General features: G+C 45.6%; 20 protein-coding genes. All 20 read right to left on the bottom strand.

Going from position 1 to position 21,365, the window contains the following annotated elements:
• Window positions 1-35 precede the first annotated feature (35 nt).
• On the bottom strand, window positions 36-1,961 hold the full coding sequence (locus BLP53_RS00950; RefSeq protein WP_091468444.1) for a polysaccharide biosynthesis protein: 1,926 nt from the start codon (window positions 1,959-1,961) through the stop codon (window positions 36-38).
• 20 nt (window positions 1,962-1,981) lie between these two features.
• On the bottom strand, window positions 1,982-2,551 hold the full coding sequence (locus BLP53_RS00945; RefSeq protein ID WP_091468441.1) for a sugar transferase: 570 nt from the start codon (window positions 2,549-2,551) through the stop codon (window positions 1,982-1,984).
• Window positions 2,552-2,553: 2 nt separating this feature from the next.
• Window positions 2,554-3,432 (bottom strand): NAD-dependent epimerase/dehydratase family protein, encoded by an 879-nt coding sequence (locus tag BLP53_RS00940; RefSeq protein ID WP_091468437.1) that lies wholly within the window; start codon window positions 3,430-3,432, stop codon window positions 2,554-2,556.
• Complete coding sequence (locus BLP53_RS00935) at window positions 3,432-4,190, bottom strand: glycosyltransferase family 2 protein (protein WP_091468433.1); 759 nt, start codon at window positions 4,188-4,190, stop codon at window positions 3,432-3,434. The genes BLP53_RS00940 and BLP53_RS00935 overlap by 1 nt, the downstream gene beginning before the upstream one ends.
• Entirely contained in the window at window positions 4,187-5,350 is a 1,164-nt protein-coding gene (locus tag BLP53_RS00930; RefSeq protein ID WP_091468430.1) for a glycosyltransferase family 4 protein, read from the bottom strand. Before BLP53_RS00930 ends, BLP53_RS00935 begins: the two co-directional genes overlap by 4 nt.
• Window positions 5,347-6,276 (bottom strand): NAD-dependent epimerase/dehydratase family protein, encoded by a 930-nt coding sequence (locus BLP53_RS00925; RefSeq protein WP_091468426.1) that lies wholly within the window; start codon window positions 6,274-6,276, stop codon window positions 5,347-5,349. The genes BLP53_RS00930 and BLP53_RS00925 overlap by 4 nt, the downstream gene beginning before the upstream one ends.
• Window positions 6,273-7,232: a hypothetical protein gene (locus tag BLP53_RS00920; protein ID WP_218119015.1), complete on the bottom strand. Its 960-nt coding sequence runs from the start codon at window positions 7,230-7,232 to the stop codon at window positions 6,273-6,275. Before BLP53_RS00920 ends, BLP53_RS00925 begins: the two co-directional genes overlap by 4 nt.
• Entirely contained in the window at window positions 7,195-8,214 is a 1,020-nt protein-coding gene (locus BLP53_RS00915; protein WP_091468422.1) for a hypothetical protein, read from the bottom strand. The genes BLP53_RS00920 and BLP53_RS00915 overlap by 38 nt, the downstream gene beginning before the upstream one ends.
• 225 nt (window positions 8,215-8,439) lie before the next feature.
• Window positions 8,440-9,117, bottom strand: coding sequence for an HAD family hydrolase (locus BLP53_RS00910; RefSeq protein WP_091468419.1), 678 nt, complete (start codon window positions 9,115-9,117; stop codon window positions 8,440-8,442).
• Window positions 9,101-10,651 carry a GNAT family N-acetyltransferase gene (locus BLP53_RS13720; protein ID WP_218119014.1) on the bottom strand — a complete coding sequence of 517 codons (1,551 nt, stop codon included), beginning with the start codon at window positions 10,649-10,651 and terminating at the stop codon, window positions 9,101-9,103. Before BLP53_RS13720 ends, BLP53_RS00910 begins: the two co-directional genes overlap by 17 nt.
• The gene (locus BLP53_RS00900) at window positions 10,651-11,406 is read right to left on the bottom strand and encodes a class I SAM-dependent methyltransferase (RefSeq protein ID WP_091468416.1); all 756 of its coding nucleotides are present in this window, start codon (window positions 11,404-11,406) and stop codon (window positions 10,651-10,653) included. Before BLP53_RS00900 ends, BLP53_RS13720 begins: the two co-directional genes overlap by 1 nt.
• The gene (locus BLP53_RS00895) at window positions 11,403-12,305 is read right to left on the bottom strand and encodes a class I SAM-dependent methyltransferase (RefSeq protein WP_091468412.1); all 903 of its coding nucleotides are present in this window, start codon (window positions 12,303-12,305) and stop codon (window positions 11,403-11,405) included. The genes BLP53_RS00900 and BLP53_RS00895 overlap by 4 nt, the downstream gene beginning before the upstream one ends.
• Window positions 12,306-12,336: 31 nt before the next feature.
• The gene (gene pseI, locus BLP53_RS00890; RefSeq protein WP_091468409.1) at window positions 12,337-13,389 is read right to left on the bottom strand and encodes a pseudaminic acid synthase; all 1,053 of its coding nucleotides are present in this window, start codon (window positions 13,387-13,389) and stop codon (window positions 12,337-12,339) included.
• A 19-nt stretch (window positions 13,390-13,408) separates the two neighbouring features.
• Window positions 13,409-14,116 (bottom strand): pseudaminic acid cytidylyltransferase, encoded by a 708-nt coding sequence (gene pseF / locus BLP53_RS00885; protein WP_091468404.1) that lies wholly within the window; start codon window positions 14,114-14,116, stop codon window positions 13,409-13,411.
• Entirely contained in the window at window positions 14,113-15,165 is a 1,053-nt protein-coding gene (locus BLP53_RS00880) for a putative sugar O-methyltransferase (RefSeq protein WP_091468400.1), read from the bottom strand. The genes pseF and BLP53_RS00880 overlap by 4 nt, the downstream gene beginning before the upstream one ends.
• A gap of 23 nt (window positions 15,166-15,188) precedes the next feature.
• Complete coding sequence (gene pseC / locus BLP53_RS00875) at window positions 15,189-16,346, bottom strand: UDP-4-amino-4,6-dideoxy-N-acetyl-beta-L-altrosamine transaminase (RefSeq protein ID WP_091468396.1); 1,158 nt, start codon at window positions 16,344-16,346, stop codon at window positions 15,189-15,191.
• Window positions 16,347-16,349: 3 nt separating this feature from the next.
• A complete protein-coding gene (pseB, locus tag BLP53_RS00870; RefSeq protein WP_091468393.1) occupies window positions 16,350-17,348 on the bottom strand; it encodes a UDP-N-acetylglucosamine 4,6-dehydratase (inverting) in 999 nt (332 codons plus the stop codon).
• A gap of 1 nt (window position 17,349) precedes the next feature.
• Window positions 17,350-19,107 (bottom strand): ABC transporter ATP-binding protein, encoded by a 1,758-nt coding sequence (locus BLP53_RS00865; protein ID WP_091468389.1) that lies wholly within the window; start codon window positions 19,105-19,107, stop codon window positions 17,350-17,352.
• Window positions 19,108-19,110: 3 nt separating this feature from the next.
• Complete coding sequence (locus BLP53_RS00860; protein ID WP_091468386.1) at window positions 19,111-20,067, bottom strand: GDP-L-fucose synthase family protein; 957 nt, start codon at window positions 20,065-20,067, stop codon at window positions 19,111-19,113.
• Between the two features lie 3 nt (window positions 20,068-20,070).
• Window positions 20,071-21,156, bottom strand: a complete 1,086-nt coding sequence (gmd, locus tag BLP53_RS00855; protein ID WP_091468382.1) for a GDP-mannose 4,6-dehydratase — start codon at window positions 21,154-21,156, stop codon at window positions 20,071-20,073.
• Window positions 21,157-21,365: the final 209 nt, after the last annotated feature.

Below are 21,365 nucleotides of genomic sequence, written 5' to 3'. Positions count from 1 at the left end.
ATATTTTAACGCGTATACAAATTAAAGTCGATGCGCTAGTGTAATTGTTGCGACGGAGAGGGGGCGTGTATGTTCTCAGTCGACATGTCTTTAACACGTAAGGAAATGCTTGGCGCAGGCCGTGTATCTGGCTGATATTCCTGCACCCAGCGCTGCAAGCCCTGCTTGATCTGTTCTTCGGTCATATTGGGGGTCAGAGTCAGCCATTCAAGCAGGCTGGCCAGCCAGGCACCATCCGCACTGCGTGCCTGGGCAATGCGCAGTTTCTCATGACTGGTCGGCAGGGTGTTTTCGTCATCGGCCAGCAACTCTTCGTACAGTTTTTCACCAGGCCGCAGACCGGTGAATTCAATGCGGATATCCTGTTCCTGCAAGCCGGAAAGCTTGATCATGTCACGCGCCAGGTCAATGATGCGTACTGGTGTGCCCATATCCAGTACAAACACTTCACCACCATTGCCCATGGTCGCCGCCTGCAACACCAGTTGGGCTGCTTCAGGGATAGACATGAAATAACGTGTAATCTCGGGATGGGTGATGGTAATTGGTCCGCCATGCGCAATCTGTTCGCGGAACTTGGGAATCACGCTGCCGCTGCTACCCAGTACATTGCCAAAACGCACGGTAATGAAACGGGTAGGGGAGTGCTTCTGGTGCTGTAATCCCTGGCAGATCAGTTCTGCCAGGCGCTTGCTCGCGCCCATGACATTGGTCGGGTTCACTGCCTTGTCGGTGGAAACCAGCACAAAGGTCGGCACACGCACGGCCTGGCAGGCTGCCGCGATCTGGTAAGTGCCGTAAGCATTGTTCTGCAAGGCTTCCACCACATTGAAATGCTCCATCATGGGCACATGCTTGTAAGCTCCGGCATGCAACACCACATCCGGCTGGTGGCTCTGCAGGATGCGCTGCATGCGCACCTGGTTTTTGACATCCGCCACCACATACACCAGTTCAGTCTCTGTTACCAACTGGTTGAATTCCTGTTGCAAGGTGTACAAGGCATATTCGGAAATATCCAGGCAAACCAGCTGGGCAGGGTGAAAACTCAATATCTGGCGGCACAGTTCGGAACCGATAGACCCGGCTGCACCGGAAACCAGCACCACTTTATTCGCCAGCATCGCACTTAGGCCATGCGTATCCAGTTGCACGACATCGCGCCCCAGCAAGTCTTCGACATCAATCCTGCGGATCTGCGACAGGCTGACACGGCCACTGATCAGGTCAGACATGGCCGGCAAGGTCAGCACTTCCATGCCTTCCACCTGGCGCGCTGCCTCCACCGCCGCCCGGCGTTTTTCATGGCGACTGCCCGGCATGGCAATCATGCAATGCTTGCAGTCATAACGTTGAGCAATACGGGGAATATCCTGCAAACCACCTTCCACCTTGGTATGCATGATTTCACGCCCCACCAGTTTTTTGTTGGGGTCTATCATGGCCACCACACGCCACTCTGGACTTTTGCTTAATTCCTTGATCAGGTTAAGCGAGCTGTCCTCCACACCAATCACAATCACGGGTTTGCCTTGGGCAGCCACGCTATTGAACATACGGCGTTCTTTCCAGGCGCGATAGACGAAGCGGCTACCGCCCATCAGGATGACCAGTAGCATGGGATGAATAAATAATACCGATCGCGGAATAATGATCTCGGGATGTATTACCAGAGCAAAGCTGACTGTGAGCAGCGCACCAAACGCAATCGCCCGTACAATGCGTTTCAGATCCGGCAGACTGGCAAAGCGCCATAGGCCGCGATACAGTCCGAAGCTATAAAAACAGACGCTATGCAGAATAAAAATAATCGGCAAACTCTCCAGCAAATAGCCGAGGTAAGCAGGAGGTACGTGAAAGTTGAAGCGAAACAGAAAAGCCACCCACCAGGCAAACACTACTGCAATGGCATCATGAAAGTAGGCTAACAGAGATAGCAATCGAGCAGGCAGCTTGAGCATCTGATGGTCGTTAAAGTCGATTAATGCGTGATGTTATCACGTCTGACCACTTTGATTATGGTCAGCAGGATGATTTTAAGGTCCAGCCAAAAGGATTGATGGTTAAGGTAATAAGCATCCAGCACTACTTTTTGCGGAATCGGGATTTCATCGCGGCCATTCACCTGTGCCCAACCGGTAATGCCGGGCTTTAATATATGTACACCTTTTTCTGTGCGTAGTGCGACTAAATCATCCTGGTTAAACAGGGCAGGGCGCGGCCCGACAATCGACATGTCGCCTGTGAGTACGCTCCACAGCTGTGGCAGCTCATCCAGGCTGGTTTTGCGGATAAAGCTGCCCACCGGTGTGAGAAACGCATTCGGGCTAACCTGCTGGTTCATCAGGTGCGTGGCCAGTTGCGGGGTGCCGATACGCATGGAGCGGAATTTGGGCATGCTGAACAACTGGTTGTTTTTGCCCACGCGCTGGCTCCAGTATAAAGCAGGGCCGGCTGAAGTGAGCTTTACCAGTAACCAGGTGAGGATAATCAGTGGGGACAAACAAAACAGGGCAACCAGGGTCAGCGCAATATCGAATAATCTTTTCAAAATTAGAGTTCTTTCAGGGTTTGCTGAATGCCTTCACGGAAACTGAACTTGGGTTGCCAGCCGAGCAGGCTTTTCGCTTTGCTTATATCTGCTTGTAATGTGCCAAACAATCTTGCTGCCATGCCTGATTTGCCTAGCAGAGTGAACAGTATTTTTAACAGCCATAATGGCAAGGAGAATAGCAGCAATGACTGCTGTTTCACACTGCGGATCGTCCGGATTAAATCAGTCAGCGACACATCTTCATCATCTGCAATCAGGAAAGTCTGGTTGGCTGCTTGCGGATGGGTGCAGCATAAAGTAATGAAATCGGTCAGGTTTTCCAGGCTGACAAAACTACGTTTGTTTTTCACGGAGGCGAATGGCAGCGGAAACGGCAGCAAACAGAGTTTGATCAACTGTCTGAAATTTGCTTTGACACCAGGGCCATAAATTAATGGAGGGCGGATAATCACCAGTTCTATCCCATGTTCGTGACAGAACTTTTTTAGCGCAAGCTCTGCTTCCAGTTTTGTCTGGCCGTAGGCATCCAATGGCACTGGTGTGTCTGTCTCGGTAAAAGGTTGGGCTGACGATTCACCATTGACTTTGATTGAGCTTAAAAAGACAAAGCGCCTGATTTTCAGTTGTCTTGCCAGTTCTGCGACTTTAAGTGTGAAGTCAATATTGACGGCAGCATAAGCCTGGTAGATATCTTGCGCGGCGTCATGCATGACGTGGGCGCGGCCAGCCAGGTGAATTATACAATCATAGGCGGCTGAGTAGCGTTCAGGATCAAGTGCTTCCCGCTGTATCGCAGTATAGGCGCAGCCATGGGCAGATAGTTGCTTGCGTAATGCTTGGCCGACAAAACCGCTGGCACCTGTGACCAGTACATGCATTATTTGAACTCGGGCTTGCTAAAAAACTGGGGAATCCTGGAGAGAACTTTTCTGACTATGAAAAAAGGGCCTACCGCTAAATTGTGTAGCTTACAGGCCCGATAGGCCTCCAGGTTCCCTTTAATGATGCCTTTGATACTATTATTGGATGCGCCGCCAATACGCATTTTCACCCAGATTCTCGGGATATAAACAGATTTTATCCGATGGATTTCCAGAAAACGCATGGTCAATTCAAAATCGGCCTGCCGGGGGAAGTCCAGATTGAAATTTCCCCATTGTTCATAGGCTTCGCGCCGCACGAAGAAAGTAGGGTGCGCCGGCATCCAGCCATGTTTAAATAGGCCAGCTCGAAATGGCCGGGATTTCCAGTAGCGCAGTACACGTGAGGTATCGTTTTTGTCGACATAGACCAGGTCGGCATAGCAAGCCTGTACCGTAGGATCCCCGAAGGTTTCAGCAACCTGGGTCAAGACTGTATCATCAGCATAAAAATCATCGGCATTCAGCAAGCCAATAATATCGCCTGTTGCCAGCTTAATGCCTTTGTTCATGGCATCGTAAATGCCTTTGTCCGGTTCCGAGATATAGCGGGTCACACTTGGGGCATATTTAATAATATCAACGGTTTTGTCTTTCGATTCGCCATCTACAATAATGTGTTCTTTGTTGCGGTATTGCTGCGAGGCAATAGACGAAATGGTGTCGCTTATTGTTTCTGCACTGTTGTAGCAGACGGTAATAATGGTGACTTTCATACGGGCTCGGTCACTTTGTAAACTATGTTTGTAAAACACTCGGCAAAATCAGCCATATTTTTGAGGGATGTTTCGCCAATATCGTTCGTATTGTGCAAATGCTTCTCAGATGGACGGCTTGCAATATCAATCAGAATTTTTGCCAATCCTTCGGTATCATCGGCATTAAAAAAGCGAGCTTTTGTTCCTGCCTGCTCTTTATGTACATTGATATCTGATAATATCATGTCAAGATTCAGTGCCTTGGCCTCTTCAACTGTTGTACTCCAGCCTTCAAACCTGGAAGGGTTAATCAGCGCAATACAACTCATCATCAGCGCCTGGACATCTTGATAGGGAATTAATCCCAGCACTTTGAAATTATTTTCTAATCCAAGACTGTTGATCAGCTTCGTCAGATTCGGAAAGTGCTCAGAATCTCGCGGATCATTTAAATTGCCAGTAGCAACTACTGTCAAAGAGTGGCCGGATTGTTTGGCAATGGCCAAAGCACGAATGACACACTCGTGATTCTTATGCCGCCAGAACTGGTTAGGCAAATAAAAGAACTGATCTGGCAATTCATATCGTACTTTTAAATGATTGTCATCAAACTCTGGTACCTGTACTGGCACGGCAAACCTGGCGACATGTAGCCGTTGAGAGGCTGTATGATAGAAATGCTGAAAATCTCTTTTGGCATCCTCACTGCTCAACATAATGTGGCGTTTGCCAAGCAATTGCATGCGGAAGCCTATCTCCCGTTTCCAAAATGTCAGGAAACCAAAATAGTGTTTAAGTCGTTGATGCTGTAAATCAGGAATCCAGGCTAAAACCTTGAGCGGGAATCTCCAACCATAAAAGCTGGCAGATTCAAATGCCACATCAATCTCATGTTTTTCAAACAGTTTGAGTGCTGAATAATCAATGCCTGAAAGCATGGAATTAAATAATCGGAACCAGTTTTTCTGTTGATTGAACAGACTGTCCCGAACGATGACAAGCCCAGTAATACGGTGATAGCGTTCAAGAATCGAAGGTTCGACATCCTCCCCTAAAAACAGTACCGGTGTGATTCTGTGCGATTGGCGTGCTAATAATGCGTTCAGGAGATTTATCTGATAATTCAACCCGCCCATCCATTTGCTTCCGCCTATCTGGGTAAAAGCAATGCGTTTCAACGTGATCTTTCCCGATACCAGTGAACCACGCCCTTGATGCCATCTTGAATGTTGATTGAGGGAGTATAGCCAAGTTGCTGTGATAACGTTGTGTCGGCGACAAGTGAAGCCGGGTCGCCTTTGCGGCCAATGCCATTAAACACCACTTTATGTTTCTCTCCCCATGCATCTGAAACAAGATGGGCAATATCAAAAATACTGGTGGATTTACCTGTGCCTCCATTAATCACCTGCGGTAAATCAGGCAAAGTGGCAACTTTCCATAGCAGACTACAGGTGTCTTTGATGTGTAACCAGTCTCGTAACTCCTGTCCGGTTCCGTGCAAGAGAATTTCACCGTTAGCTGACTTTTCGAGTTTCTGGCATATATCCCATAAGAGCTGTTTTTCCAGTCCAGGGCCATAGATGGAGTACAGCCTCACAATACCCAGTTTTAATCCATACGTTTCACGGTAGGAATCAAACAGTTTTTCTAGCATTGCCTTGTGGAAGCCATAGGGTGAAAAGGGCATTGCATGCGTATTTTCAGGGATAGGCGTGGAAAATCCCGATCCGTAAACAGCTGCACTTGAGGCACCAATTACTCTGGTTTGGTGAGAGTGCTGGCGCACCCATTCCAATAACCGCGCTGTTGTTTCTACAGTACGCTGAAAATCTTCATAAGGGTTTTGAATAGAGGGGCCAACAGCCGAACCACCAGCCAAATGGAAAATAATATCGGGGAGGCCTGAACTTGCTGCCAAGTGACTCAAACTGGCAAAATCTATTTCCGCATTGAGCCAGCTTTTAAAGCCACAGGCTGAGAATTCGTCCTCAACCCATGCACCGTGTCCAAGCCCATGTACAGTTTGTGAGTTGCCAGCAACGAATTGCGCAAGATGGCGGCCTATAAAGCCTTTCCCGCCTGTTATCCAGATTGAGCTCATTTAAGGTCACGAACTTTAATTAATTGCCCAGTATTTACCTCGGCTAAGGGCAGGTCACCTAGTAATGATTTCCGTACTTCGAAATCTAAATAAGTCAGATTACCTTGAGGGTCTCTGGACTCTCTGAATTGGGACTGAACCCAGGCATCTTCAACCGTTACAGGTTCAATGCTTCCCATCATCATATCGTTTCTGACAAAGAAAACATTATTACCAGCACTATTACCACCAACTAGGGAGTATCCTTTACTGATAGCCAAATCATTCAAAGCTTTTATTGAAGCTCCGTAGTATAAATTCGAATAATGTTTATTGCTTCTAACAAAATTAGCGTCATAAGGCGTGCTGACTGCGTCTTTAGCACCCCACAAACTATTGTATTCACAAACGACAATCACAGGATTGATGACAGTAATCGCTTGCCATACCCAGTAGTCGTTACCATCAATATCAACTGATAAAAGTCCGATTTCACCTGCAAGTCCATTTCTCTCAATCAATTTATTGATGTTGTCTCGATCGATAAAGGCGCAATCAGCTTTAAGGTTGTACTTCCAATAAATCGAGTCTGATTTAATGTAGTCAATATTTTTTCGTGAACCATCGAGTACCAAACCAGACCAGTTGTTATTCATTAACAAAAAGCGTGTATTGGATTCCCTATAGGTTTCTACACCAAACTCGACAAAAACCTTATTCTTAATTTCGAGGTTGGATATGAGGAATTGAAGAATTCCATCTTCACCCCATTGCGAGAATACCTTGAATTCCACATCCGAAAGTTTCTTGGAGGGTTGACTGGCATTAGTTTTTGCCTCAATTCTGCCAAGCGCATTTTGGATATTATCAAGCCTGGACTCTAAGTTTGTGAGTAGAAGAAAAGCCTGTTTAATTTTATTTAGTATTCGCAATTTAGAGTTAAGTCCGTGTAATTTTAGCTTTGATTTTACTTGCAAGTTTTGACCCATAATAAGGTAATGAGCAAATAATTTGATCCTTTGTATTCCAGCCCAATAGCTCTGCAACCTCATCTGGTTCAAGTTTCTCTGATATACCACACTCTCTTTCTGCCATTTCTTTATTGCATAAAGCGTTATGGTACCCCTCAAAATATTTGGGGTGCCTTGCCTTTACGACGGCTTCGCTATACTCCATTAATGTATGAGTGAACGCTTCTTGTTTGCTAGCCCAATTAGGATCATTTTTAAAAAACTCTGCTTTATACTCGAAATAAGGCTTCATGAAAAAGAATTTTGATCCAAATAGCTGAGAGTAAAGAAAATGTGAGCCAAGAGCGTCACTTCCTACTACTTCAAAATACTCAAATATATTTCTCATCCTTCTAAGAGAATTCACATCGCTTACAGAGGAGCCAACAAACCAGTCTATATTGTGTTTATCAAGTTCAGACGTAATCTTGTTCTCAGCAAAACAATCGGAATGGACACAAAAGCAAACATATTTTCCTTCACCTACCAATTTCTTTGAAAATTCGATTGCCTGTTGAAAACTTCTATCAAATGTCGCATAAGAAAGTGAGTGCGCAAGCATTATTAATACACTATTTTCTTTACGTATTACCTGATTCCCATCTACATATATTATTGGTGAGCCAATTGCACGTACTTTATCTATTCCTTTAGATTCCAAAAATAATTTAATTCTTGAATTAGAAACAAGTCTATGCTTGACCCAGTTATTATTCCAAATAACTTGCTCTGAGAATTTAAGCCTTGTTATTGGTGCTCCATGAGACCAAGAGGAAAATGAACGAGGCGTATATTTCAAATTCAATTTGTCAGACAGAATTTTACTTGTGCCATAAAAGTCAGGTTCACTTCTGACTTTTATATGGTTTGTATAAGGCAAAATTAGCTTTTGTAACTCCTCCGGTAAAGATTTGGAAAAGAAGAGTGGGGTGGTTATTTGGCTAGTCATACTGTTTCTATTTTTAAGAGATCAATCAAGTCATGTATAGCTTTAATTAAGCTTGTCAGTAAAAACTTTATCAATAAACTTAATGTGATTTTTTACATAATTGGAACTTAAGTGATCCAAAGAATATTTAGCATATCTAGCTGTAGGTATATTCATCTTTGCAGTCCACATCGCGCGCGATGTCCATGGCTTATTGGATTTCTGCGGAGTCAGCAATAAGCACACTTATACTCGCTCTTTCCACATATTTAAGGTTGCAGGGAGGTGCGTGAGATCAGGGATTGTCACACGTGCGTCATACCCCGGTTGGGCAATTGCTGTCGCATGTGAACCAGTGCTAACCCTTATAGTTAATGCTCCCATCTCGTTGAGATTCACAAAATCCTTCGTAGGGTTATCACCCACATAGACTATACTAGACCAATCGCGGCACTCCGTTTTACGAATAATGTCAAAGCAATGCAACGATGGTTTGGCGTTTTGAATTCCAAAGCGATGCGTGATAAAGATGCGCTTAAACATGGCCTCTAGTTTTAATGCGCTAACCTTCTGTTTCTGTGCCACCTTATGACCATCGGTAACAAGATACAAAGGCGACTTCTTTTGATAAAGCTGTATCAATTTCAATGCAGTTGGAAAGAGTTCAATCTCAGGTTGATGGTGTCTATATACACGTATGCATGTAGCCACGCGGGCACTCGAGAATCTGCCGTGATACCTGAGCCATTCATCAAATATTTTCCCTCTTCCATGTTTTAACAAATGAGCCTGCATGAAGGCCAATGACTGAGCAGCATCCCAACCGAATGTTGTTTCTCCGAACCGCGCAACGGCTCTAAGGCCACTCATGACGTAGGTCATCTCGTCATAAAGGGTATCATCGAGATCAAAGATCAGGATCATGGATCACTCGGTCAACTGGCATGCGAATCTGTCTAACTTCACCCGGTACTCTTTTGAATACAGGCGAATCCAATTCATCCAAAGCTTCGGCAACGCTCCAATACAAGGAATCCAGTCCGACCGCGATAGCTGCAGTGGAGGCTCCGCCAAAGCGAGGATTGCATTCGATGACATGCAATTTTCCTTCGTCAACGATGGCTTGCATGACTACTGGCCCTCGCAATTGCAACGCCGTAAGAACTTGTGTCGCTTGCTCTTCCAAAGCAGTGTCGGTAAAGGTGGTAGTCACCTGCGACTCGCCCGATATCACTCGATCCCGCCGTCTTAAAACAACGCCTGCCACTATTCCATGTTTATCCACCCATCCATCAATACTGATTTCAGGCCCTGGCACTAACGGTTGAAATATTGGCTCCTCCAGATCTCGGGCGTGTTCAAGGGCTGTAGCTAGAGTCATATTGAGTCCAAGACCACGAGAAGCCGAACCATAGCGCTCTTTTACCACCAGCGGGATATCACCAAATATATCAGGCGACTTGGAGGCAGGTATCATGGGTAGACCAGCATCACAACCGAAGCTAGCAAATGCCAACTTGTCACGACAACGCGCAATGGATTCGGATGAAGATACAATCACTTCGATACCAGCCTGAGAAAATGCCTCGCGATGGCGAGCCCAGAACTCCAATTCACCATCACGAGTAGGCAATACGATCGAAATACCGCGAGACAGGCACCCTTCTATGAGGTCGCTTATTGTCTCATCGCCTAGACGAGGCATCTGCCAGAAGTCGTCGGCTTCTAATCTGGCTATAGATAGAGGATCAATATCTCCCGCAATCACCTGTGTATTGCGACTGAGTCTAAACGTGGCATCCTTCAATGCGCGAATGAGGGGCACTTTTCTAGATGCTGATGTAACAATTACTCCTAAAAGACTGTTTGAATTGCGGCGGCCACACCATTCATTCGCGAGCGATGCGTGCAACAGGGAATTTCTTAGTTTGCCGTCAACGATTATATGCTCTCGTAGCCGTCCTTCCAGCTTAAAACCGACTGATTCAAGTATTTCAATATGCAATACGCGATGTTCATAGGTTTCTGTAGTCAATCTGTGCAATTTAATATCTTCAAATGCAAAACTCTGAATCATCATCAGGTAGCGTGAGAATATATCCCTAAGTACTTTATGACTTTGCTCGAGACTGGGATTAAGGAGAAAAGATATCTCTCCCCTCCGATAAGGCCAAGAGATATGTACCAACCCTCCATATCCGATTAATTCCCCGTGTTGTTCAATGGCTAGAAGAATCTGCCGAGGATTCAATGAATCCTTATCTGGCCAGATATGCTCAGCAAAGTAACTTTTCTGCTCTTCGAAGCTAATAGCAGTACTTTGTCGGAGCACATCCATTTGTGCATTGCGCCACTGGCGTATGGACTCAATATCCTGCGGACCTACTGCTCGCAACGTTAAATCACCATCGTGAAGTTGCGAACGCAGCATCACTTTATAATCGTGCGCGTTAATCATTAATCTATGATCAGGTATGAAGTCAATGGGTTTGATGGGTCTCTGCGAATTGCATATTTCTGTAAACCAAACACTTCACGTACAGCGATAGTTTCCCCGGGAAACTCAGGGGTGTTCAATTCATCGAAAGCTAACACACTGCCTTTTGTTAGGTACGGCAATATGGCTTCCAAGCAATCCCGGGTTGGTTTATAAAGATCAAAGTCGAAATATGCCAGTGCAATCACCGTTTCGGGATGTTCTCGCAGATATCCTGGCAAAGTTACTGTAGCGTCGCCTTTTACCAGTTCGTGCTTTTTTTTGTGTGGAATTGGAGATCCTTGACTATGTAAGTCTAAAATCGTATCGAGCTCTTGCATCCATCCATCAGCCACTGCATAGTCACCTGCTTTGACCAGCTCTCCATCCTCGGCTGCGACAGATGGGAAGCCCTCGAAAGTATCGAAACCGATGATGCGGCGGTTGTAATTAAATGGCTCGTGGATACCCCTCAACGATGAAAATAATGCCATGTTTTGCCCCCAGCGTACCCCGAACTCCATAACCACCCCATGGACTGGAATGATCAACTCATATATTTTTTGCATAAAATTGATACGCGACAGGGTCTGACGTGTGAGATAGAGTCCGAGGTTGTCGAGAAGCTCCCTGTCAGGAATTTGCGAGTTACGTAAACCCTTAGTTAATTCAAGTTTGCGTTCGGTTTCAGTGGTCGTAGAACCGCCAAGAGTGCGTATGGTTTTGTCTTGTGTCATATCGTTTGACTTTCAGGTAGAGGTTGCAGATAAGCTATCATGTTGCGACCCAAGCCAACCTCGGCTAAAGAAGCATAAAATCTATTGGCCGCAGCTGGGCCGGCCTGGCCGATTAGGTGCTCTAGGCGTAAGCGAGCCTGATGAGCAGCGGGACCACGCGATCTGTCGGCTACATAGTTAGAGCCCTCATGGGCGAGATACCAGTCAATCGGAAAGTCACTCTGTAAGGCAAGAAAATTCCATCCTGTCGCAAATACAGCACGCTTTAGACTCTCGCTAGTGAAGTAACTGATGTGGTCAGGGATAGCAATCCAAAAGGGCGGCTGAGGGATATCACCATTTTCCAGCAAAGATTCATGGTAGAGATTGCCATCATTGGGCACAGTCACCACAAGCAGACCATTAGAGGCAACTATTTGACGCAATGAATGCAGAAGACCCAAAGGATCCAGTACATGTTCAAGAACATTACCAAGCCAAACGAGATCGTACTTATTGCCAGCAGCGATCTGGGCATCCAGTAACTGGAATATGTCACCCTGCTGGACAAATGGTAAGCAATCTGGATTCATCTGCTCGACGCCCGCACGACTGAAATCAATGCCCGTAACCTGCCAACCCTTAGAAAGGTAATGTTTAAGAACAAATCCTTCACCACAACCCACATCTAGCATACTGCAAGCGTCATCGCGCCCATACAGTGCTTGGGCCTGAGCATCGCGCTGAGCAATTCGCAGCGCAATTACCTCTAACTCAAGCGACGAATAGCTTTTACGATAATTGGCCTTTTCGTTTTGAAAGTAGGTGTTTTTATAATATGAAGCTAATTCTTCCGGCGATGGCTTGTCGGCAACTTGCAGAAAACCAAGTTCATGTCGTTTTAGTCTTGAGTCTTTCATGGGCAGGACCTTCGTTTTGTAATGTATTCGTTCAATTCTCAAGCATCTCAAAGCTCAATGGCTCACCAAAGGCTAGGTTACGGGCAGCTCGACGACCAAGCACACTTTCAAGAAACTTTGGTTTAAGGCCATTTGCTGGCCGGATGGAGCGAATGTTGTCCAACGTTAATACCTCGCCCTTTATCACCGGCTTCACCACATACAAAGAGCGTCGATTCCGAAGTACGCTAGCCTCTGATGATGTAGGCCCAAAGGTCGGTTTGCCTACGGCTGTTTGGGCAATTCGGGCAGTCGTTACCAACTCGGCAAGTTCATGAGGCTCAAGAGAAAAAGCACTGTCCACACCACCATCGGCACGCGCAAGGGTGAAATGCTTTTCTATGAAGCTTGCACCAAATCCAACAGCCATTGCGGATACCGTTGTGCCCAAAGTGTGATCAGACAGACCAACGACAACATCAAACTGCTCTGCCAATGATTTTATGGACGCTAAATTAGCCTCTTCAGGTGGCGCAGGATAAGCTGCAGTGCAATGCAAAACCACCAACTCATTTACTCCCGCACTGCGAGCAGTTTGAATGGCTTCTGCGATTTCTTCTAGCGTCGCGGCCCCTGTGGACATCACGATTGGTTTGCCAGTCTGTGCCACCTTGCGGATCAACGGTAGATCGATAAGTTCCGGAGAAGCAATCTTGTAAGCTGGCGCCCCAAGCTCTTCGAGAAAGTCAACAGCCGTACTATCAAATGGCGAGGAAAAAACTGTGATGCCTATTCGCCGAGCGTGCTCGAAAATTGGAGCGTGCCATTCCCATGGAGTATGCGCTTCTTCATAAAGCTCGTAGAGGCGACGTCCATTCCAGAGCCCTCCTTTGACGATAAACTCATCGCCGTAATGATCGATTGTTATAGTGTCTGCCCGGTAAGTCTGAAGTTTTACAGCATCAGCTCCTGCAGCCTTGGCTGCGTCAATAATCCGTAAAGCCCTAGATAGATCACGATTGTGATTGCCTGACATCTCGGCCACGATGTAGGGAGGGCATCCTTCACCAATATCGCGGCCATCAATGTTAATGCGCTGAGTCATTTGATTGCTCCTCAAGGTACTACTTAGTCTCTCGAGCTGACATGGCTTTGAATAACCATTCAGCACGCTCCCAGTCTTCGACAGTATCAATGTCTTGCACACGATTGCGCGGTAGAAGCACCGGCGCGGCGCACTTAGCGAATAGTGGCTTGCCAGCCAGCCAAGCATCAGATCGGCCCCAATAGAACTGGCCGGCATCGTGGTAGGCTTCCTCCAGATCCTGTGAGCGGGTGTTGAAGTGCTCGGGATAAAACATCTCCACCCGCTGCTCATCGGTGATACGGATGGCGCGCTGGATGGGGAAGGCGTAGCTGGTGGCGGAAAAGGTGTAATCAGCGCCGCTTTGTTTTAGCAAGTCTCGCCCTATCTGCAACTCTTCTGCCTGAACGAAGGGAGCAGTAGCGTAGATGCAGCAGGCGTAGTCAACTTTACCGATGTTAAGGTTCACCCAGTCAATGGCGTGGGCAATGATGGGAGTGGTGCCGGTGTAATCATCAGCTAACTCAACTGGACGAATAAACGGCACTTCTGCCTCATACTGAATGGCAATGTCTGCTATTTCGCTATCATCAGTAGAAACAATGACATGATCGAATAAGCCCGAGGAGCGAGCGACCTCAATAGACCACGCAATCATCGGTTTACCACAAAAATCCCGGATATTCTTACGGGGAATTCTTTTGCTTCCTCCGCGGGCAGGAATCACTGCAATTGTCTTATTTGTCATACCATACGTCTCAGTAACAGCAACTCGGAATGGTATCCGTCTACCGTTCGATAGCCATAAGGAAACACATTACGTTCGATTAGTTCGTATTCCGGAAGCATGGATAAATAATCATCACTCAGGATTGGTGTTTCAACACCTACCTCATTTGGAGATTTGCGTACCTGTTTTCCTTCCCGCATATTCCGGAGAAGTATCCATGAAGTTTCAAGTCTGGATACATGCCTTAAATAGTTACTAACAATATGCGGCTCCATTTCCTGAAAGGAGATGAAATTAACGAACAAGTCTACTTTGCCTTTTAGCTTTTCTATCTGCCATGATGCAAGCACTGAGGCTTTGGGAAGGGCGTTAATATCTATACTATCGCTGGTTCTCGTCTGAGCAAATGTAGCTACGTTTTGCTTGCCAAGCACTTCACTCAGATAATACTGAGCAATAAAACTTGTTGGAGGAATGTCGACATCAATATAGCGCATATCATGGATGCCTGACTGGGAAAGTATCTCTCCTAGTGTGCCAAAGCCACCACCAATCTCTAATACTGTTCGGGGCGCATCTGCAAGATGCTTTTTAAGAAGGGCAAGTCCCAATGCATAGTTGAGAGAGGAGCGGCTGAATTTTCGCTCATTAAACTCCCAATGCTCGATTGGATTGCCAACTGTACTTTCCGAGAAAGTATGCAGATAGGGAGGCTTGTTGATATTGTCAGCGGCTAACAATACCCTGTAATCAGACAGGGCTGCGCTGTAACCACTTAAAAATTGATCAAGTGCAAGTATGGGTTTCTTGGCACTGGCATAATGACTTTCAAACCAATGATTAAGCGCTTTGCTTTGCTCCACACTGAAACCATTTGCAGGGGAGCCATAAGTAGGTACAAAAAAACCAAGCGGTTTTTGTAAGGATCTGAAATTCTCTATTCCGCCATCGCCAATCTCTTTCACTATTTGATCAGAGGCTTCACTCCAGAATGCCGAAGGCTGATAGATAGATGCCTGAGCTTGCATGTCTTCGATAGCAAGGGTGAGTTCGGGGTATTTGTTCATTTTACTAAGTCTTTAAACAATGGTTATTTCAAGATGAATTTGAGTTTTTCTTTCACCTGATCTTGCAAAGGAGCAGATAAGTCAGCGTACATGGGGATACTGATTGCTTCTCTGTAATATTTTTCAGCTTCCGGATAGTCATTTTTGTTATAACCAAGTTGTGAGTAATATGGTTGTCTGTACACCGGAATGTAATGTAAGTTAACGCCAATATTTTCCTGGCGGATCTCTTCAAATATCTCTTTATGGGTTTTATTGAGGTCATCCAGTTTCAGGCGAATCACATACAAGTGAAGCGCTGAGTAAGAATCCGGGTGTTGCCATGGTTTTAATACCGGGAGATTTTCAAGAAAAAGATTGTATTGCTTTGCTATGTCATGTCTTTTTGTAACAAATTCATCCAACCTTTGCACCTGACTTAATCCTAGTGCTGCCTGGATATCTGTCATTCTGTAATTAAATCCGAGACTAATTTGTTGGTAATACCATGAGCCATCAGGCGCATGTGTCATCTCTTCAGGATTTCGGGTGATGCCGTGACTGCGCAGTCTCTGCATATCATTGGCAAGTTCTGGCTGATTGGTCAGTGCCATACCTCCCTCACCAGTGGTAATAATTTTTACCGGATGAAAGCTGAATACAGTGATGTCACTGTATTTGCAATTACCGATAGGCTCACCTTTGTACCTGCCGCCAATAGCATGGGATGCATCCTCAATGATTTTGAAACCGTATTTTTGACTAAGTGCAAAAATAGAAGCCATATCACAAGATTGGCCACAAAGATGAACAGGAATTACGACTTTAGGAAGTTTTCCCTGCTTTTCAGCTATTTCCAGTTTCTGTGTCAAGCACTCAATACTGAGATTGTAAGTATCTGGATCAATATCAACGAAATCGATGTCAGCACCGCAATACAATGCACAATTCGCACTGGCAACAAATGTAATCGGCGTGGTCCAAACGATATCACCAGGCCCAACGCCAAGCGCCAGGCAGGCAATATGCAGTGCACTGGTAGCACTATTTACGGCCACTGCATGTTTTGCTCCACAATAATTGGCTATGTGATTTTCAAAAGCCGGAACTACGGGGCCTTGCGTTAGATAGTCTGAACGTAATACGTCGACGACTGCTTGAATATCACTCTCTGTGATTGATTGACGACCATATGGAATCATTAATCAAATTTTCCCGATGGTATTAAGGTTATTTGATAACCAAGCCTGAAGTTGCTGAACAGTCATCCATTCTTTGTTGTTGCTTGATGAGTAAGTGAAATCAGGTGAGACTTTTACACCATTATTAATTCTTTTAGGATCTTCGCTCCATTGGTGTATCGCCGGTAAAATTTTGAAATGCTCAGGATATTCATAGGTATATAACGCATCTTCTTCACCAATCATTTGTTCATGCAGTTTTTCGCCAGGACGTATCCCAACTATTTCATGTTGAGCTTGTGGAGCAACAGCTTTTGCGATGTCCAGAATATTCATTGAGGGAATTTTTTTGACATATATTTCCCCGCCAACCATATCTTCAAAAGCATGCCAAACCAACTCTACACCCTGCTCCAGAGTAATCATGAATCGTGTCATTCTGGTATCCGTGATTGGCAGAGTTCCTTTATCTGCTATAGACATAAAAAATGGAATCACCGAGCCTCTTGAACCCATCACATTACCGTAGCGTACCACGGAGAATTGAGTGGATGACTTTCCTGAATACGAGTTACCTGCCACAAATAATTTATCTGAAGCTAGTTTGGTTGCACCGTATAAGTTTGCCGGACTACTCGCTTTGTCAGTAGAAAGAGCAACCACACGCTTTACACCTTGGTCAATACAGGCGTCAATCAGGTTCATTGCACCATTAATATTCGTTTTTACACATTCAAATGGATTGTATTCCGCGGTTGGTACAATTTTGGTTGCTGCGGCATGCACAACATAGTCAATGTCGTGCAATGCTCGACTCAGACGGTCCTTGTCTCTCACATCGCCGATAAAAAACCTGACTCTGGAATCATTGCCATAAAGTTTTGCCATTTCCCATTGCTTCATTTCGTCTCTTGAAAAAATGACAAGCCTGCGTGGGTTGTATTTGGCAAGTGTTAATGGAACAAACGTATGCCCAAAAGAGCCTGTTCCACCCGTGATCAATATGGATGCATTGGAAAGCATTTTAAAATCCATTAGTTAGGGTTATAGTTTTTTTATGGGTTAAATTCACCGACTTGATAGAACCTGCTTCAAGTTCATAAAGATGATCGCAATTTTCTACAGTCGTCATTCTATGCGTGATGATGATAATTGTTTTTTGACCATGCAAGGCATCAATGGCAGCCATGACATCGCTTTCTGTTTTAACATCCAATGCACTGGTCGCCTCATCAAGAATCAGGACTTCTGGATTATGGTACAGCGCTCTTGCAATGCCAATTCTCTGTCGTTGGCCGCCGGAGAGCTTGATACCATGTTCACCAACGATGGTATCCAGTCCCAACCCCAGGTTCTCTATAAAATCATTCAGTTGCGCAGCTTTGATGGCATCTGCCAAGGCTTGCTCATTGATAGCCGCAGCGTCAATACCGAATGCGATATTGCGACGGATTGTATCATCCATCAGATAAATGGTTTGAGGGACATAACCAATTTTAGACTGCCAACTTTTAATATTCTGATGAATATTGTGGCCATCGATTGAAATTTCACCGGAGATTGGCTGTAATAATCCCATCATCAAGTCGACTAAAGTACTCTTGCCCGAACCGCTGGCGCCTATCAGACCGACAGTGGTTCCCTTTTCAATAGCCGCTTCAATATTTTTCAGCGCTAACGTTTCTGTATCGGGGTAGCTAAAGGAAAGGTTGCTAATTTTAATCTGACCGCTGTGATTGAAAACATGGCTGGATTGCTCACTGCTGAGACTTTGCGCCAGCTTCAATTCATCATGGAGTAAATTGACAATCGGTATCGCAAATCTGACTGTTTGAATAGATTGCAGCATTCTGTTCGCAGAGGGTAAAAGCCTGAAGGCTGCTGCAGCGAAGAGTCCAAGTATTGGAACTATTTCAGACAGGTTTTTTCCTTGATAAAGCATCACAAGAATTAGGCAGGCAAGGGAGCTGATGGCAAAAAATTCCAGCCCTAGTCTAGGCATATGTTGCAAGCTAATCTGTCGAGAAGTAACTTCGATACTTTGATGATTGTGTAATTTGAACTGCTCGAGGAAGTGATTTTGCCTGTTAAGTAGAATCACATCTTTAATACAGCCTAAGCTCTGCTGTAAATGTTGAATCCGCATGCCATCATGATGTTGTCGTTGTGCGCCCCAGTGAATGATTTTGCGTTTGGTCAGACGCAGAAAACCATAGCCTGCGATTGATAGAATGGAAACTACAGCCAGTGCTCCAATTGGTTCAAACCAGAATAGCAGGGATGCAATGCCAATAATGACGAGAGACTCTGCAATAACCAGCAAAAATGCGTTGATTGAAATGCTTAGCAGGTTGGTTTCAACGGTAATGTTCCTGATTAACTGAGCCGAATTTCTTTGCAGATGAAATGTATATGGTTGAGTAAGGTAAATATTAAACAGGCGATTTGACAGTTGTCTTTGTACATCATAGGCAAAATGGGTCTGTTGCCATGCCATGTAGCCCAAATAGAGGTTTTTCAGGGCATACATAACCACCAGGAACAACATGACGAACATGATAAGCCCGCTAGGTGAGGGGTTGCCTAAAAGTGTAACCAAGTGTTGGATGGCAGGATATTGATTGAGCATATCCTGTTTGACCAGTAAACCTACCACCGGCACAATCAGGCCGATACTGAGTGTCTCCAGTATCATGCCAAACGTCATTAAAACAATAAGTAGTTTGGCTTTCCCTTTTTCTGAAGCGGTTAGCAGGGATAAAAATTTATTGAAACTGCTCATAGCTTACAGTGAGGACAGGTATTGCTGGTATACGGAGTGAATGCCTGTTTCAAGTGGTAGCCTCGCTTGCCAGCCAAGGTTTTTGGCGAGGCTGACGTCCAGTAACTTACGCATGGTGCCGTCTGGTTTTGTGCTATCCAGCACGATTTCGCCTTGATAGCCGACAATGGTCTCCACTTTTTGCGCCAGTTCAAAAATAGTCAAATCCTCACCACAACCAATGTTAATCAAAGGCGGTTGATTTGTTGGTAGTTTCTCTTGAAGTGTTTGTGGTGAAATTTGGAGAAAGTGCAGGCAAGCTTCTGCCATATCATCGCTGTGAAGCAATTCTCTTCTTGGCGTGCCAGACCCCCAAACCGTTACTGTCGGGTTGTTAGCCAGTTTGGCCTCATGGAATTTGCGGATTAATGCAGGGAGCACATGTGAGTTTTGCAAGTCGTAGTTATCGCCAGGACCATAAAGATTGGTCGGCATGACGGCTAAGTATTGCGTGCCATATTGCCTGTTATAGCTCCAGCACATTTCTATACCAGCAATTTTTGCCAGCGCATATGGGCGGTTTGTTGGTTCCAATGGCCCAGTCAGAAGGTATTCTTCTTTGATTGGCTGTGGGCAATCACGCGGATAAATACAGCTGGAGCCGAGGAATAACAACCGTTTTACACCATTCACGTAGGACTGGTGGATGACATTGGTTTGAATCGCCAGGTTTTCATGGATAAATTCAGCTGGATAGGTATTGTTAGCGTGAATGCCTCCTACCTTTGCTGCTGCCAATAAAACGTACTCGGGCTTCTCTGCCGCAAAAAAATCCTTCACAGCAACTTGATCGGTTAAGTCCAGCTCCGCATGAGTGCGCGTGACCAGGTTGAGATAACCTTGTTTGGTAAGGGCTCTGATCAGTGCAGAGCCTACCAGGCCGCGATGGCCAGCGATATAAATCTTTGCGTTTTTATCCATGATTTACTCGTGGTAGTCCATGGCCTGGTAGCCATGACGTTTGATAAGTTCATCACGCTGAGCGGATTTATAATCTTCACGCACCATTTCCGATACCAGATCTTCAAAACTGGTTTTTGGTACCCAGCCCAGTTTTTCTTTCGCTTTAGTAGGGTCGCCGAGCAATGTGTCGACCTCAGTAGGGCGGAAATAGCGTGGGTCTACCTGCACAATGCATTTGTCGCCCCAATAGCCTTTTTCTTCCACACCAGTGCCTTGCCAAGTAATGGAGATATCCAGTTCTTTGGCTGCAGCATTGACAAAGTCACGCACACTATATTGTTTGCCGGTTGCAATAACAAAGTCTTCCGCTTGCTCTTGCTGTAGCATCAGCCACTGCATTTCCACGTAGTCTTTGGCGTGGCCCCAGTCACGTAATGAGTCCAGGTTGCCTAAATATAAACAGTCTTGCAAATCAAGTTTGATTCTCGCCAAGGCCCGGGTGATTTTACGGGTCACGAAGGTTTCGCCACGGATAGGGGATTCGTGGTTGAACAGGATGCCGTTACAGGCATAGATACCATAGGCTTCACGATAGTTGACGGTAATCCAGTAAGCGTACATCTTCGCAACCGCATATGGGCTGCGAGGGTAAAATGGTGTGGTTTCTTTCTGTGGAATTTCCTGCACCAGGCCGTATAACTCAGAAGTGGAGGCCTGGTAGAAACGGGTTTTCTTCTCTAAACCGAGGATGCGGATCGCTTCAAGGATGCGCAATGTACCGATACCGTCTGCATTGGCCGTATATTCAGGCGTTTCAAAGCTGACTGCGACATGGCTCATGGCGGCCAGGTTGTAAATTTCATCCGGCTGCACCTGCTGGATGATGCGGATCAGGTTGGTGGAATCCGTAAGATCACCATAATGCAGAATGAAATTCTGGTGCTCGATATGCGGGTCCTGGTACAGATGGTCGATCCTGTCGGTGTTGAATAGTGAGGCCCTGCGCTTGATACCATGCACAATATAGCCTTTGCCCAGCAATAGTTCTGCGAGGTAGGCACCATCTTGTCCTGTGATGCCGGTAATTAATGCGATTTTTTGTGACATGGTTTGCATTGCTGGGTTAAAAAGTGTTCGGATTATAGCATGTGCGGCGCAGTAACCAGTGTTGGATTGGTGTGATGCTGCGGTGTTTTCCTGGTTGCATGGCTTGATATCAGCATGTTGCCTTTGTATGACCGAATGCAGGGAATTCAATAGAAGGTGTACTGATTATCTCTTAATCCTTTTTAGCCGAAATTCAGCGAGAAGCGGAT

The sequence above is a fragment of the Methylophilus rhizosphaerae genome, assembly GCF_900100975.1.
GTDB classification, from domain to species: Bacteria; Pseudomonadota; Gammaproteobacteria; order Burkholderiales; family Methylophilaceae; genus Methylophilus; species Methylophilus rhizosphaerae.
The sequence above is the reverse complement of the archived record's forward strand: the minus strand, read 5'-3'. Positions and strand labels throughout refer to the sequence as shown.